12 protein-coding genes and 2 pseudogenes are annotated in these 15,521 nt (G+C 72.0%); 10 read left to right on the top strand and 4 right to left on the bottom strand.

The features are described 5' to 3' along the window. Positions 1-317, top strand: a pseudogene (locus ACIGFK_RS41265) (methylmalonyl Co-A mutase-associated GTPase MeaB); the annotation flags it as partial. Here ACIGFK_RS41265 and ACIGFK_RS41270 read toward each other — a convergent pair. Together ACIGFK_RS41270 and ACIGFK_RS41275 are read right to left on the bottom strand one after the other, a co-directional pair. Further along, entirely contained in the window at positions 305-1,141 is an 837-nt protein-coding gene (locus ACIGFK_RS41270; RefSeq protein ID WP_376655369.1) for an alpha/beta fold hydrolase, read from the bottom strand. The pseudogene ACIGFK_RS41265 and the gene ACIGFK_RS41270 sit on opposite strands and share 13 nt — an antisense overlap. A gap of 109 nt (positions 1,142-1,250) precedes the next feature. Beyond that, positions 1,251-2,252, bottom strand: a complete 1,002-nt coding sequence (locus ACIGFK_RS41275; RefSeq protein WP_376655370.1) for an asparaginase — start codon at positions 2,250-2,252, stop codon at positions 1,251-1,253. Between the two features lie 140 nt (positions 2,253-2,392). Here ACIGFK_RS41275 and ACIGFK_RS41280 point away from each other — a divergent pair, with 140 nt between their 5' ends. The 8 genes from ACIGFK_RS41280 (at position 2,393) to ACIGFK_RS41315 (ending at position 12,210) form a co-directional block, all read left to right on the top strand. Then, entirely contained in the window at positions 2,393-2,848 is a 456-nt protein-coding gene (locus ACIGFK_RS41280) for an Lrp/AsnC family transcriptional regulator (protein ID WP_376655371.1), read from the top strand. 73 nt (positions 2,849-2,921) lie between these two features. Further along, positions 2,922-5,030, top strand: coding sequence for a protein kinase (locus tag ACIGFK_RS41285; RefSeq protein ID WP_400055984.1), 2,109 nt, complete (start codon positions 2,922-2,924; stop codon positions 5,028-5,030). A gap of 74 nt (positions 5,031-5,104) precedes the next feature. Further along, positions 5,105-6,013 (top strand): serine/threonine protein kinase, encoded by a 909-nt coding sequence (locus ACIGFK_RS41290; protein ID WP_400055985.1) that lies wholly within the window; start codon positions 5,105-5,107, stop codon positions 6,011-6,013. A 5-nt stretch (positions 6,014-6,018) separates the two neighbouring features. After that, the gene (locus ACIGFK_RS41295; protein WP_400055987.1) at positions 6,019-8,193 is read left to right on the top strand and encodes a PQQ-binding-like beta-propeller repeat protein; all 2,175 of its coding nucleotides are present in this window, start codon (positions 6,019-6,021) and stop codon (positions 8,191-8,193) included. Positions 8,194-8,543: 350 nt separating this feature from the next. Beyond that, positions 8,544-8,999, top strand: coding sequence for a helix-turn-helix domain-containing protein (locus ACIGFK_RS41300; RefSeq protein ID WP_376655375.1), 456 nt, complete (start codon positions 8,544-8,546; stop codon positions 8,997-8,999). A gap of 309 nt (positions 9,000-9,308) precedes the next feature. Further along, complete coding sequence (locus ACIGFK_RS41305; protein WP_376655376.1) at positions 9,309-9,836, top strand: regulator component; 528 nt, start codon at positions 9,309-9,311, stop codon at positions 9,834-9,836. Continuing rightward, the gene (locus ACIGFK_RS41310) at positions 9,833-11,023 is read left to right on the top strand and encodes an MAB_1171c family putative transporter (RefSeq protein ID WP_400055989.1); all 1,191 of its coding nucleotides are present in this window, start codon (positions 9,833-9,835) and stop codon (positions 11,021-11,023) included. The genes ACIGFK_RS41305 and ACIGFK_RS41310 overlap by 4 nt, the downstream gene beginning before the upstream one ends. Continuing rightward, entirely contained in the window at positions 11,020-12,210 is a 1,191-nt protein-coding gene (locus ACIGFK_RS41315) for a cytochrome P450 (protein ID WP_376655378.1), read from the top strand. The genes ACIGFK_RS41310 and ACIGFK_RS41315 overlap by 4 nt, the downstream gene beginning before the upstream one ends. A 181-nt stretch (positions 12,211-12,391) precedes the next feature. Here the strand turns inward: ACIGFK_RS41315 and ACIGFK_RS41320 are convergent, their stop codons facing one another. Beyond that, positions 12,392-12,826, bottom strand: a complete 435-nt coding sequence (locus ACIGFK_RS41320; RefSeq protein WP_400055991.1) for an NrtR DNA-binding winged helix domain-containing protein — start codon at positions 12,824-12,826, stop codon at positions 12,392-12,394. 1,302 nt (positions 12,827-14,128) lie between these two features. Between ACIGFK_RS41320 and ACIGFK_RS41325 the strand changes: the two genes are divergently transcribed. Beyond that, positions 14,129-14,764, top strand: a complete 636-nt coding sequence (locus ACIGFK_RS41325; RefSeq protein ID WP_400055993.1) for a DUF3592 domain-containing protein — start codon at positions 14,129-14,131, stop codon at positions 14,762-14,764. Between the two features lie 308 nt (positions 14,765-15,072). Here ACIGFK_RS41325 and ACIGFK_RS41330 read toward each other — a convergent pair. Beyond that, positions 15,073-15,294, bottom strand: a pseudogene (locus ACIGFK_RS41330) (transposase); the annotation flags it as partial. Positions 15,295-15,521: the final 227 nt, after the last annotated feature.

Genomic DNA, 15,521 nt, shown 5'->3' on the forward strand with positions numbered 1-15,521 from the left:
CCGACGCCGCCTGGACCCCACCCGTCCTCACCTGCAGCGCCCGCGAATCGACCGGACTCGACGAGGTCTGGAACCGCCTCGAACAACACCGCACGCTCCTGGACGCGGGCGGTCGGCTGACGGCGAAGCGGGCCGCGCAGCAGGTGGAGTGGACCTGGTCGATGGTCCGCGAGGAGCTCCTGGAGCGCCTCCGCGCGGACCCGGCCGTCCGCGGTCTCGCACCGGCCCTGGAGGACTCGGTGCGTGCGGGGACCGTCACCCCCACCTCGGCGGCGGACCGGATCCTGGCGGCCTTCGCGTCCGGTCACAGGAACTGAAGGACCTCGGCGGTGAAGGCCGCCGGGTCGTCGCGCCACGGGTAGTGCCCGGCGCGGCGCTGGACGACCAGGTGGGGGTCCTGGAAGAGCTCCGCGTACTCGGCCACGGCCTCCGGCGGGGCGCCCGTGTCGGACTTGCCCGCGAGCAGCATCACGGGCCGGTCGAAGTCGGCGAGCGCGGCCCGGGTGGCGGGCGGGTCGTAGGCTCCCTCGGAGCCGTAGACGGAGGCGGCCTCGAGGTTCCGCGTGGCCTCCTCGGCCTCCTTGCGCGCCTGCGCCTCGGCATCCCAACGGCCGTGCGAGAGCGGCTCGATCGCCTGCCAGTTCTCCGGAGCCGGCTGTCCGGCCAGGATGGCTTCGAGGGCGGTGTAGGCCTTGGCGAACCACGGCTGGTGCGAGTGGCGCCGCGCGACCTTGAGCCGGGTCTCGGCGGTGACCTCGATGCCGACGGCGTGGACGCTCGGGGTGATCAGCACCATCCGGCCGATCCGCTGCGGGTGGCGGGCGGCGTACAGCGCGGCGAGGTTCGCGCCGGCCGAGTGCGCCAGCAGGTCGATGCGCCGCAGGCCGAGGTGCTCGCGCAGGGCCTCCACGTCGTCGACGAGCCGGTCGCACCGGTAGCCGGACGGGTCCCCGGGTATCGCGGACCGGCCGGTGCCGCGCAGGTCGAGCACGATCAGGCGTCGGTGGGCGGACAGCCCGCCCAGCTCGTCGAGGTAGGCGGAGTCGATCATGGGTCCGCCCGGGAGGCAGATCAGCGGAGCGCCGTCACCGACCTCGCGGTAGGCGAGCTCGGTGCCGTCGTACGCGGAGAAGAGGGGCATGGCGCGGATCTTGGCAGCCCCGTCGCCAGGCGGTCAATCCGTTTCCGCGGCGCCCCGGGAGATGCCCCGTCAGGCCGCCCGAACCCTCTGAGCAGCAGCTTCCTGCCGGTCAGGCCTCGACGAGGACCGATCCGGCCGCGGACAGCGTCCGGCGCAGCAGCGCCGTCTGCTCCCCCGGGTCGTCACTGCCCAGCAGCGCGGAGAGCACGGCGATCCGGGCCTGGCCCGCCCGCAGGGTCCCCGTCGGGACGGCTCCGGCCGCGACGAGGTCCACCGCGCCCCCGTGCGTGTAGATCTCGGTGACCGGCCCGGCCATCACCCGCGTGGTGAGGGCGACCAGCACTCCGCCCTCGACGGCGGCCTTGACGGCGTCCACGATCTCCGGCGTCGCGTTGCCCGCGCCCGTGCCGACCAGGACGACGCCCCGCGCCCCCGCCGCGATGGCGGCGTTGAACAGCACCGGGTCCCCGTCGGCGTGGTGCAGCACCACGTCCACGCGCGGCGGCAGTTCCGGCATCGCCGGCAGCGGGAGGGCCTCCGGGCGCTGCGGCGTGCGCAGGATGGTGACCTTGCCGAAGCCGATCTTCCCGAGCAGTTCCTTCGACGGGTCCGCGAACGCGTCCAGGGCCACCGCCTGGGTCTTCACCGTGCCCCGCGCGGCGTGCACCCGTCCCGCGAAGGAGATCAGCACGCCGAGCCCGCGGGTGTTGGCGGCGGTGAGGAGGGCGTCGTAGAGGTTCTCCGGGCCGTCCCCGTCCGCGGTGCCCATGGGGCGCTGCGAGCCGGTGAACACCACGGAGCGCGCGTCGTGGTGGTGGAGGTCGACGAGGAACGCCGACTCCTCCAGGGTGTCGGTGCCGTGCGTGACGACGATGCCGTCGACGGCCGGGTCTTCGAGCACCTCGTGCACGGTGCGCAGCAGGGTCAGCTGGTGGGCGGTGGTGAGGCGGGGGCTGTTCACGCTGAACAGGTCCACGACGTCGACGGTGACCCCCTCGGGCCTCGGCGCGGTGGCGATGACCTCGTTCCCGTCCGCGTCCGCCGCGAAGCCGGAACCCTGCCAGCGGCTGGCTATCGTTCCGCCGGTGCTGATGACGACGATCCGTCCCATGGCCGTTGGCCGCCCTTTCCTCGAACCGCAAAAACGCGTCCGCACACATGTACCCAAAGCAGCAATGATAGAGCGATCTACGCGCAATGCGATTGCGTCTTCAGGCGCACTTGTAACATTCACTGGGGGATAATTGCTCCATGGACGCGATTGACCGGGATATCTTGCGCGAGCTCCAGGCGGACGGACGGCTCAGCAACCAGGAGCTCGCCCAGCGCGTGGGCCTGACCCCCTCCCCCTGCATGCGCCGCGTGCGCCAGCTCGAACAGGACGGGGTGATCCAGGGCTACCGCGCCGTGATCTCCCCCGAGGCGGTGGACCGCGGCTTCGAGGTACTGGTCTCGGTCGAGGTGCGCCGCGACCGCGAGGCCGTCGAGGCCTTCGAGGCCGCGCTCCAGGACATCCCGGACGTCGTCGAGGCCTACCGCCTCTTCGGCAGCCCCGGCTGCCTCCTGCGGATCGCCGTCGCGGACCTGCGCGCGTACGAACGCCTCTGGATCGAAAAGCTGACGGCCCTCTCCGGTGTCACCGAGGTCAACTCGCAGATCATCATGAAGCGGATCAAGGAACCGACGGGCCTGCCCATCGAACGCTGACGCGACACGGCGCGCAGCGACACGGCGCGGCCCGGCCCGCCCCACCCGGACACGACAGGAAGCAGCACACACCATGGAACCCCTCGGCGTCGGAGACCCCGTCCGGCTCGGCCCGTACCGCATCCTCGGCGTCCTCGGCGCGGGCGGCATGGGCAAGGTGTACTTCGGCCGGGACAACAACGGCCGGACCGCCGCCGTGAAGGTGCTGCTGCCCGAGCTCGCCCACGACACCCACCTCGCCCAGCGCTTCCTGCGCGAGGCGCACACCGCCCAGGCGGTGACCAGCGGCGGCGTGGCCCGCGTACTGGCCGCGGACAGCGAGGACAGCCGGCCCTGGATAGCCACCGAGTTCCTGTCCGGGCCCACCCTCGACGACGCGATCCGTGCGTACGGGCCCTTCGGCACCGACGCCGTCCGCGCGCTCGCCGCTTCGCTCGCCGCCACCCTGCGCGACATCCACGCGGCGGGGCTGGTGCACCGCGACCTGAAGCCGCCGAACATCGTGCTCACCGCGGCGGGCCCGCGCGTCATCGACTTCGGCATCGCCCGCCCCGAGCACGGGATGACGCTCACGACCACGGGCCAGGTGCCGGTCACCCCCGGCTACGGGGCGCCCGAGCAGGTGCTCGGGCAGCGGGTCGGGCCGGCCGCGGACGTGTTCTCCCTCGGCGCGGTGCTGGCCTACGCGGCGACCGGCCGCCGCACCTTCGACGGCACGCACGTGGCGGCGGTCCAGTACGAGGTGGTGCACGGGGAACCCCGGCTCGACGACGTGCCCGACGCCTTGCGCCACCTGATCACCCCCTGCCTGGCGAAGGACCCGGCCCACCGCCCGACCCCGGACCAGATCGCGGGCGCCTTCGCCCCGCCCCCGGGCGCCGACCGGGTCTGGCGTACGGGCCCGCTCGCGAAGGACATCGCCCGCCGCAGCGCGGCCGCCGAACGCCAGGCCACCCTCACCGGCGGGGCCCCCGGATCCGGCCCCTCCCGCAGGCGACTGCTGCAGGCCTCGCTCGCCGCGGGCGGCGTCCTGGCGGCGACCGGCGGGGCGGGCGCCTGGTGGCTGCTGCGCGAGGAACCCCGTACACCCAACGAACCGGGCCTGGCCATCAGTGCAGACCTACTGCCCCCGTCCGCCGCCAAATCCGGCAAGGCCCCCGAACCCCTGTGGGGCCCGCTACCGGTGGCGGCGAAGCCGGTGAACGGCGTGGTCGCCACGCCGCTGTCCCTGCGCGACGTGGTCATGTTCGCCGCGAAGGAGGGAGGGCTTGCGGCCCGGCTGACGCGCAACGGCAAGGAGAAGTGGCGACTGCCCGACGTCGCACCGGCGGCCGGCTTGTGGCCACTGTCGGACCATCAGCTCGCCGTAGCGGACGTCCGCGGCGCACTGCTCGTCATCAACGCATCGACCGGCAAGCAGCAATCGTCGCGACCGGAGGCAGACGTCGGCCGCTTCCTGGCACAGGACGATGAGTACCTGTTCACGATGACCCGGTCCGGAATGCTGCGCGCGTTGGACAACGAGACGCACGTGGTCCGCTGGACGGCGCCGCTACCGGAGGCCGCCGGACAGGGGGCCGGGCCCCGGGCCGCCGTAGCGGGTGGTTCCCTCATCGTCTTCGGCGGCGACGGCACCGTGCGCGCCTTCTTCCGGCAGAACGGGGAGCCGACCTGGCGAATCAAAGGCCAGGCACGCTCCGCGATCGATCCGCTGATCGTGCAGCACAAGACTCCCACCACCATCGACTACACCGTCATCCTGGGCGGCCGCACTCTGACGGCCCGCAAGGAAGTCAGCGGCGACGAGTTGTGGGAGATCGCCGCCGCGGACGCCCCGGGTGAGGGTGCGGGCGGCTGGGGACCCCTGATGCGGGACGGCGACACCCTGATCGGCGCGAACGGAGCGACCCTGTCCGCGCTCAGCCTCGACGGCAAGGAACTCCCGCCTCGCGGCCGCGCCTCCCGGGGCCCGCTTCCGCACAGCCCGCTCACGCTCCAGGGCGAGGCGCTCTGGGCCGTGGAGGCGGACGGGCAGGGGGTCTCGGCCTACTCGCGTGCGGACGGCAAACGGCTGTGGACCTGGTCGGCCACCTCGCGCGGGCCCTGGGGCATGTCCGCTGTCGGGAACCGCGTCTTCCTGGTCAACGGCGGGAAGCTCACGGCGATGCCCACCGTCGGCTGACCCCCGTACCGGAGGCAGTCGCGATCACCGCTTAGGCTCGGGGCCGGACAACCGAGGACCGGGAGAGCGCGCGCATGGAACGCCTACGCCACGACGACCCGACGCAGGTCGGGCCGTACGTGCCCCTGGTACGACTGGACGCCGACTCCGACCACGTGTCCGGCCCGCGCGCCGTCCCCGATCGCCGCTACCTCGCCCGCACCGCCGACGGGGAACGCACCGTCCTGGTCTGCGTGCCCCGGGTCGGCGCCGATCCGTCCCGGTGGGCGCTCGAGGCGGAGGGCGCCCGGCGGCTGTCCGTGCCCGGCTTCCTGACCGTCGCGGAGGTCGGCGGCACGTCCGGTTTCCCCTGGCACGCGGCCCCGTACACCCCCGCGTTGCCTCTTCCGGCCGTGCTGGCGGCCTACGGCGGCCCACTGCCCGAGGACACCGTGCGCGTACTGGGCGCGGCACTCGCACAGACGCTGGCCGGCGCCCACGCACAGGGCGTGACGCACGCCGGGCTGTCCCCGGCCGCGGTCCTGGTCACCTCGTCCGGGCCGCTCCTGACGTGCTTCGGCGCCACCCGGGCGGAGCGCACCGGGCACGACCCGGGCTGCCTGGCCCCGGAACAGGCGGCGGGCGCACCGCCCGGCCCGGCCGGGGACCTCTACGCGCTCGGCGCCGTCCTCGCGTACGCGGCGACCGGCCACACGGTGCCGGAGCAGAGCGAACTGCCGCCCGGGCTGCGCCGGCTGACGGCTGCGTGCCTGGCGCGCGACCCCGCCGACCGGCCGATGGCTCGGGAAGCACTGCGTGAACTCGTGCTGGCGGGGCCGTCCGCGGACGGCGGTCCATCGACCGCGACGGCCCTGGACCACACGGGTGCCCCGGCCCTGCCGGGCCGGGTGGTCGCTGCGCTCGCCACCCAGTCCGCCGTGCTCCTGGCCGCGGAACTCCCCCTTGAGCAGCAGCCGTTCGCCGCTACCCAGAAGGTGCACTGAACCCCATGCCCCCCGCCCCGACCCCCTTCACCGCCCTCACGCACGAGGACCCTGCGCACGTCGCCGACTACCGGCTGCTCGCCCGGCTCGGCAGCGGCGGCATGGGCACGGTCTACCTGGCCCGCTCGGCGGCCGGGCGTACGGTGGCCCTCAAGACCGTTCACGCCCGCATCACGTCCTCCGCCGACACCACCTTCCGCACCCGCTTCCAACTCGAAACGGACGCGGCACGCATCATCGGCGACCGCTACGGGGCCCGCGTGTTCGGCGCCGATCCGCTGGCGGCGACCCCCTGGCTGGCCACGGAATACGTCCTCGGCCCCCAACTCGACCACGCAGTCCGCCTCAATGGCCCCCTCCCCGAACTACTGGTCCGCTCCCTCGGCGCACACCTCGCCCAGGCCCTTTCCCAGCTCCACGAATCCGCCGTCGTCCACCGCGACCTCAAGCCGTCCAACATCATGCTCACGGCCACCGGCCCCAAGCTGATCGACTTCGGCATCGCGCGCGCCCTCGGCGACGAACGGCTCACCAGCACCGGCACTGCGGCGGGCACTCCCGCGTACATGTCACCGGAGCAGGCTTCCGGCCTGGAACACGCCCCGGCGGGCGACGTCTTCGCCCTCGCATCCGTACTGGTATTCGCCGCCTCCGGACACGGCCCGTTCGGCGGCGGCCAACCCGCGGACCTCCTCTACCGCGTCCGCTACGCGGACCCGGACCTGACCGGCGTACCGGCGTCCCTGCACCCCGTACTCACCCGCTGCCTCTCCAAAGACCCCTCCGCCCGCCCCTCCACGACCGAACTGACATCCCTCCTCACACCCCCCACCCCCTCCGCCTCCACCTTCCCGGACCTCCTCCCCGACCCGGTCCTGGCGGACATCGCCCGCCGCACCACAGCGGTCTGGCAGGACCCCCCACCCCGCCTGGCGGCTCCGGAAACTCCCCCGAGGCAGCCCGCATCACCCGCCGTGTCCCGCCGCAAACTCCTGGCCCTCACCGGTACGGCGGCTCTCGCCACGGGCGGCGGCGGATTGTGGGCCTGGCTGTCCACCCGCGACCGGACCGACACCGCCGACGCCAAACCCTCCCTGGCCCAGCCGCCCAGCCCCCTGTGGCAGACATCGGGCGGCCCGCCGGGGCCGGACGCCATCCCCGTGCGCGTGGGCGACGAACTCGTCCTGGTCTCGGGCAGCGTGGTGAACAGTCTCGATCCGGAGACCGGCAAGAACCGGTGGCAGAGCAAAATGGACAAGTCCACCTGGCAGGTCACCATCGACGGCAAGACCGTCTACGCCCTCCGCGCCCTGGCCGCCGACGACAAGGACAAGGCTCTGGCGATCGAGACGCTCCCCCAGCCGTCCGAAAAGAAGCAGCCGCCCCTCCTCGCCCTCGCCTCCCTGGACGGCGCCGAACGGCTGAACCAACTCCTCTGTGTGGATGGCGACACGGCGTACCTGATCGCCAAGTCCACTGTCGGCGCACAGTGGTTCCTGCTCGCCGTGGGTCTGAAGTCCGGCCGTGAGCTGTGGCGCCGCGAGGCGGCGGCGCCCGCGAAGAGCTCGACGAGGCCCGGCGTCACCCGCGGCGAGATCGTGAAGGGCGGCCTCCTGCTGTGCCACGGCGCCCCGGATTCACTCACCCTGTCCCTGCACGACCCCGGCACCGGCGCAGAGCGCTGGCGCAGGAACGATCTGTCCGTCCAGGGCTTGCCGCCCTACCGGCTGGCCACCGACGACGACCACGTGTACGTCGCCGCGAACACCCTGCAGGCACTGCGCCTCACGGACGGCACGACGGCCTGGTCGTTCGGCGCGGGCCGGGACATGAACAAGCCCTACGGCTTCCGCCGCTACGGCCTCCCGGCCGTGGCGGACGGCGTCGTCTACGCCGTCGAGGGCGCCCTCGGCATCGTCGCCGTAGACGCTCGCACCGGCACGGAGCGCTGGTCGGAAACCCCGTTGAAGGACACCACCCCCAACGGCGACGTAGCCCCCGTGATCAGCGCCGGCCTGGTCTTCTCGATGGACAAGATCGGCCTGCGAGCCGTGGACCTCCGCACCCACCGCCCCCGCTGGCGCTACCCGATCACAGCGAGCATCCTGACGGCCGACCCGGACGGCAAGCGCCTCTACCTCCGCGAACCGTACAGAACCCTCGCTCTGCCGACTTCCTGAGTTCCGGCCGGCACATCCGCACCCACAACCGATCGTGTCGGCGGGCGAACGGGGCGGCATCGGGCCCGTCTTCCGCCGCGTCGCCACGTACCGCGGGGGCAGACCCGTCCGACCCCGGAACCCCGCCCCGGGCCGTCGGCCGAGCTCACCCCCGTGAAGCTCGACCCCGACCCTGCCGGCGCCGCCACCACCCCCTGCGCTCAACACTTCAGTGGTGACGAAGCATTGGTAACGTACACCAGAGTGACTGTCCGGCGTCAACCAGAGTGTTGCCGGTGCCGGCCCGAGCGGGCTTCGAGAAACACTGTGGTGGGCAAAGACTCGGCATCACGCCAAGGAGGTCGTATTACGTGGAGGATGACCAGTCGCCCACCTTCGCCCAGCTTCTGGACCACCTCTTCCGCGAGGTGCACCCCCCTTCCCGGGGGCCCTACACCTACGCGGAGGTCGCCGAGGGGATCCGCAAGGCCGCGACCGGTGAGGGGCGCGGGGTGACGGCGAGCGCCATCCAGCAGCTGCGCACCGGCGCCAAGCGGAACCCGACGCGGCACACGATCAAGGCCCTGGCCGACTTCTTCGGCGTACCGGCGGGCTACTTCGTCGACAGCGCGGCGGCCGAACGCACCAAGGCGGAGATCGGCCTCCTCGCCGCCATGCGCGACCAGGACGTCCGCAAGGTGGCCCTGCGCGCCAACGGCCTGAGCGTCGACAGCCTGAAGATGCTGTCCACCGTGATCGAACAGGCCCGGAAGCTCGAAGGACTCACCACCGACGACCCCGTGCAGGACCTCAACCTGGACGACTGAACCCACGGCCACCGACCACCCGCCACCGGCCACCGGCCACCGGCCACCGGCCATCCGCCACGGGGCGGCCGTTCACGCGGTCCCCGCCCCGGCACGACTCCCCACCCCCCTGTGGCAGTTCATCGACAGGGGGGCATCAGGCGTTTGCCGGTACAAGCCCGGCATCCCGAGCCGCACGACCCGCCGCGGCGGCACCCCGCCCGTGAAACGGAGTCGCGAACATGTCAGCATTGGGCGCGTGTTACCGGGCTTCCGAGGAGAGGTTCGCCCCGGCCGACCACCCCCGACCGGCGTCACCAGAGTGAGACCATGGACCTTGAGCAGCTTCGCGCCACTTGTGAGGCGCGCATCGAGGCACTTCGGCTCCCGCACCGCTTCAGCACCCGCGACCTCCGCGACGCCGTGGCCGAACAACGCGGACGCCCCATCATCCTGCGCCCCCTGAGCACCCTGGGCGCCATGGACGCCCCGTGCGGCATCCGCCTGGAGACCCCGGACGCGGACCTGTTGTTCTACGAGGAGGCGACCTCCCCCCTCCACCAGAACCACATCCTCGCCCACGAGATCAGCCACATCATCTGCGACCACCCCGGCAGCCTGGAACTGGACCAGGACACCCTGCGCGCGATCGGGTTCAACCCCACCCTCGTGCAGCGCATGTCCGGCCGCACCAGCTACACGAGCGAGGACGAACGCGAGGCCGAGGTGATGGCCAGCGTGATCCGACAGCTCATGCACCGGGGACGCGAAGGCCCGTCGAGCCGGCCCGCCAGCGGTGCCGAGAGCTGGGACGCGCTGTTCGCCGAGCCACACAGGAAGAAGCGCCACCGGAAATGATCAACATCCTCTTCACGGGCACGGCCGTCGTGCTGCTGTGCTTCGCCGCCTACTGGGTGCGGGGACGCGGCGGACACCGCCCCACGGGCACCTGGGCGATGGCGGCGCTGCTGACCTCGTTCGCCCTCGCCTTCGCCTCGTACGCCCCCGCGGTGGAGCGCGCCGTCGAATCGGTCGTCCCCCACGTCGCGCGGCTCCTCAGCAACACCTTCACCCTGACGGCGGCCACCTCGGTCCTCGCCTTCCTCTTCCAGCTCAACCTGGAGCGCGAACGGGCCCACCGGCAGATCCGGCTGCGCGTCATCGCCCTCGCGGTCTCCGTCGCCGGCATGACCGCCTTCTTCACCGCCGAACAACTCACCGGGCGAAACGCGGCGTTGTACGCCTGCTACGTGCTCATCTACATCTCCTACCTGGGGTACACGGCCAAGGACTTCCTGCTGCAGACCTGGGCCCAGGCCAAGCGCTCGACCCGCCGCAGCCAGCGCTGGGGGCTGCGCACGACCTCGGTCGGCTGTGGTTTCGCCCTCGTCTACGCCGCGTACAAGCTCTTCACCCTGGTCTCCATCGGCCTCGGCCTGGGCCTCGTCCCCCAGGGCGCCCGGTGCTCGACCCCGCTGACCCCCTTCCGCTGCACGTTCAGCGTGACCGCGCCCGCCGTCGCCGTGCTCCTCATCACCCTCGGACTCACCCTCCCCGCCCTGATGTGGCCGCTCAGCCGGCTGCGCCGCCGCCGCTGGGAACGGAACTCGTTCACCGCGCTGGAACCCCTGTGGCGGGAGGTCACCTCGGCGGTCCCCGAGGTCGTGCTCGACCCGGACACCGTCGACCTCGACCTCCACGACATCGACTTCCACCTCCACCGCCGGGTCATCGAGATCAACGACTGCGTGCTGGCCCTGCGCCGCTACCGTCGGATGTCGGTACGGGACGCCGCGGCCGCCGAGGTCGCCCGCCGGGGCGCTGCCGACACCCCCGAGGGGGACGCCGAGGTGGAGGCGGCGGTCATCGCCGCTGCCGTCGAAGCGAAGCGCAGCGGTCTCCCCCTCGAGGGCGACGAGGCCCCGCCCGCCGCCGGCACCCGCTCCCGCAAGGGCGACCTCCCGGCGGAGACCACGTGGCTGCTGCTCGTCGCGGAGGCCTACGCGCGGCGCCCGGCGCCCTCGCACGCCGGGGCGACCTCGTGACGGCCCCCCGCCAGGACCCCCTGCGCGACCCGCGCTTCTTCGCCGACCCCTACCCGACCTACGACCGGCTGCGCGAAGGCTGCCCGGTCCAGCGCGTCCCCACCGGCTCGGGCGGACACCACTCGTACCTGATCACCGGCCACGCCGAGGCGCGCGAGGCGTTCACCGACCCGCGCCTCTCGAAGGACACGGCCCGCTTCTTCGCCGGCCGCCCCTCGAACCGCGACCTGCACCCCGCCCTCTCCCGCAACATGCTGTCGAGCGACCCGCCGGTACACACCCGCCACCGACAGGTGGCGACCCCGCTGTTCACCACCGGCCGAGTCCGGGAACTGCGCCCCTTCATCACCCGTACCGTCGACGACCTCACGGCCGCGTGGCGGCCGGGCACGGACATCGACCTGGTGGCGGACCTGGCGGTCCCCCTCCCGGTGACCGTCGTCTGCGAACTCCTGGGCGTACCGGAGTCCGACCGCGCCACACTCGCCGCTTCCTCCCACGACCTCTTCGACGCCACCGACGCCACCCGCATCGACGCCGCGTCGCACCGAATCGGCGACTACCTCTCCCACCACATCGAATCGGCCCCTTCCTCCCCCGGCGACGGCCCCCTCCACGCGTTCCTCCGCGCCTGTGCCGAAGGAGACCTCGACCAGGACGAAACCGTCTCCCTGGCCGCCCTCCTCCTGGTCGCCGGCCACGAGACCACGACGCACTTCATCGGCAACGCGGTCCTGGCCCTGCTCCGCCACCCCGACGCCCTCGACCGCCTGCGCCGCGACCCCGACCTGATCCCGGCCGCCCTCGACGAACTGCTCCGCTACGACTCCCCGGTGAGCGTGGCCACGTTCCGCCACAGCACGGAGGACCTGCGCATCGGCGGCATCGACATCCCGGCGGGCCACCCGGTGCTCATCGCCCCCGGAGCCGCCAACCGCGACCCGTCCGCCTTCCCCGACCCGAACCGCCTGGACCTGGACCGCGACACCACGGCCCACCTCTCCTTCGGCCACGGCATCCACCGCTGCCCGGGCGCCCCCCTGGCCCGCGCGGAGGCCGAAATCGCCCTCCGCACCCTCCTGACCCGCTTCCCGAACACGAGCCTGTCCGTCCCGGCGGACTCCCTGACCTGGCGCCCCACCCGCCTCACCCGAGGCCTGACCACCCTCCCCCTCACCCTCGCCTGAGCCGCCCAACCACCGCGCTCGCCCCTACCGCCCACCGACCGCGGGGCCTCCCCGGTCTCTGGAGATGCCCCGCACCCCGCGTCGACCACTGGACCGTCGACCACTGGACCTCGGAATTCGGCCAACCTCGTCGGCCGGACCCGGCATCCCTCCGACCGCGCAGCGCAAGGCGATCCGACCACTACGCAGGCTGCCCGCCGGTGCGCAGGAGAGGTGGGCTCAATACCCATGCGTTCCCTCTGCGGTAGAGCGCGGCCGGGCGGCCCGTCGCTGGCATCCGCTGTTCGCCCGTGGGCTCCACGAATCCGCTGGTCTTCAGTACCTTGCGCCGAAAGCTGCTCGGGTCCATCGACTGCCCCCAAACCACTTCGTAGACCGTGCGCAGCTCGCTGAGCGTGAACTCCGGCGCGCAGAAGGCGGTGGCCACAGGGGTGTATTCGAGTTTCCGGCAGACCTCCTCCAAGGCCTCGGCGAGGATCTCGGAATGATCGAACGCCAGCCTCGTCCCGTCCCGGTCGAGGTCTTCCACCGGCGCCCAGTAGGCGTGTTCCGCATCGGTGCCTCCTACGGGCACCGGCAGGTCGGGCCCCAGGGCCAGGTAGGCAACGGTGACCACTCGCCCCCTCGGATCGCGGCCGCGTCGATGCCAGCTTCCTCCCACGACTCCCGCAGTGCGCCTTCCCGCAGGGTCTCTACACCGCCGCCCTGCGCCAGTTCGACGCAACCTGGGCACACGCCACACCGGCTCTCCCGACCACCCGCCCCTGACGAACCGGGGCAGACCAAGCCCGCCACGGACTCCCGGTCCAGGGAATCCGCCGGCGGGTGTGGGTGCGGGGCAGGCCGGCAGCTCTCGTCACCGGCTCCGGCGATCACCATAAAGCCGCAGGTCAGGCGTCTTCCCGCACCGGCTCCAGGATCGCCACGCACTCCATGTGGTGGGTCACCGGAATAAGATCTAGCACAAACACGTGTAAGGAAACCGCAGGTCAGGGGCCCGCGCGAAGCAAACCGGACAGAGCCCCTGTGTGCGTTACGGGCAGAGTGGGCGGTATGTGCAGCGCGCTGACGCTTCCTTCTCGCTTCCGTCTGTGCATTCTGGGCCCGATACCGCCCGCGGAGTCGGCCAGACGCACACGGCACCACGCCGCGGCGGCGCCGGTCGGCGAGGTTGACTCGGGGCTGCTTCACGCCCCTTCCGCAGAGCCGTTGGCCCGATAGGCCGGGCCATGCGCGCCCCGCGCAGAGGTGATCTTGTACATCGGCAGGCTGTTGGGACGCCGCGTCTGCGGGTATGCGCACCGCGATGCTGCGGTTTCGGGAATGCCGGGGAGCATGAGCAGCAGGTGCGCGCGGCTCCGGCCGGAAGTGCGAATTCCACCCGTCGCTCGCACTGCTGCCGCCGAGGCCTCTTGTCCCGAGCTTGAAGACGGTGCCCGCCCGACGGCTGTCACGTACCCCACCAGCGGCGGCACAGTCCAGCCTCCGGGGCGTGAGGCGGCCGTGAGGCGATCACTCACGCTGGGCTCACCTCGCGAACCGAATACTGCACGCACCGGGATACCAGCTCGGTCTGCGGCACGGTAATCGGGGCTGAGCGGCTCCGGGGAGTCCAGGATGCACGCCCTGGAAATTGAACTGGACAGCCCGACCGGCGCGTTGGACTCCGCAAACGGGGAGACCGTGCTCGGCAGGCTGCGACCCGGTGCGACGCCGGCGCTGCGGATGGCCACATCCACCAGGGCACGAGAGGTCGTAGCGGGTGGGGAATGCGGTTACCGCGGTCCCTCGCCCACGGCGCCACTCGTCGCGCGCGTATTCGCCGACCAGAAGGGCTCGCCGCCCGCTCGGCCGAAGGAGACGCCGATCTGGAACCGGATCCGCCAAGTTTCATCCAACCACCTTTCATCGGGGAACCATGGACCACGTGCCGCTTCTCATACCCGGCCTGCTCATTAGTTTCTGCATGCTCGCAGCCGTCTGGACAGTGGTACGAATGCGCAGGCTGCGAGACGCGTGGAGCAGCGGGATCACCACCGAGGGGCGTTGCGTCGGCGCCTACGTCGTCACCCGGGGCGGACACGGCCGCGGCACCTCGCGCACGCACTATCACCACTTCGAGTTCCGTACGCCCGACGGAGCGGCCATCCGCTTCAAGGAGCCGGGCGGCTCGCCGAGGCTGCTGCCCGGGCACACGGTCACGGTGCGCTACCCGCACGGCCGCCCAGACCGTGCCACCGCCTTGCCGCCGAGCCACGGCCGGGCACGGGTCGAGACCGTTGTCGTCCTGGGCCTCCTCAGCCTGATAGCCGCGGCGTGCGCGGTCTTCATGGCCGTGTACGAATCGGACTTGCGGGACGGCAAGCCTACCGAGTCCACGCAGGACGACCAGTTGCCGCTGACCCCACCGCCGCTCCCCACGGCACAGCCGACGGGCTTCCCGTCCCACCGGTTGCCGCTGACCCCGCTGCCGCTCCCCACCGCTCCGCCGGCAGACTTCCCGACCGATCTGTCCGGCCTACCCGAACTCGGCAGTCAGTCCCAATACCGTTGACATAGGACTGGAGCGGTGGGATGAGAAGCCGTATTTCAACCGAACGTGATCTGTTGGTTTCTGCTGGTCAGACATGGTTTCACTCAGGGTGAGGGAGGGATGCGGCGTCCTGTTTCGGCTCCGTGATCGAGGGGTGCGCCGTGGCGTCGGTGCCGGGAATGCTGGAGGAGCGGGAGGCGGCTGCCCGTGTGCGGGTGGAGGGTCTGCGGGAGGAAGCCTCGCGGTTGGCCGAGGCGTTGGAGGCCGCGGAGATCGAGCTGAAGCGGCGGGTGATCGCGCGGGAGGAGCTGGTCGAGGCCCTGGCCGCCGGGGAAGTCCGCGGGCATGGCCCGCCAGGAGATCCCGCCCGCGACCAGGTAGCGGACCGCGTCCAGCAGCTGGCGGTCGCGGTAGCCCTCGGGGCGTCCGCCCCGTCCGTTCAGCCAGGCCGGCACCGGCAGCAACGGCCGAATGGCCGCCCACTCCGCGTCCGTCATGTCCGACGGATACCGGCGTTCCCGGTCGGGATGGTCGGCAGCGTTGCCGTACACGTGCGCGAGGCAATCACACGATGGTGCAGCCGAGTTGAACCGGAAGGGCTCGGACGCGGACAACAAGGACACCAGGGCCGCCCGGCACTGCTCGGTCAGATTCGCATCCCCGAGCTACCGAGAGGCCCTGCCTTCATGCACGCACACCGGGAACATCACCCGAGCGGGGATCGGTTGAGATGCGGCTTCTGACGTCATCGGAGGTGGTGATGGTGCCGTCGTCGTCG

This window comes from Streptomyces sp. NPDC085524, assembly GCF_044541755.1.
In the GTDB taxonomy this organism is placed as follows: Bacteria; Actinomycetota; Actinomycetes; order Streptomycetales; family Streptomycetaceae; genus Streptomyces.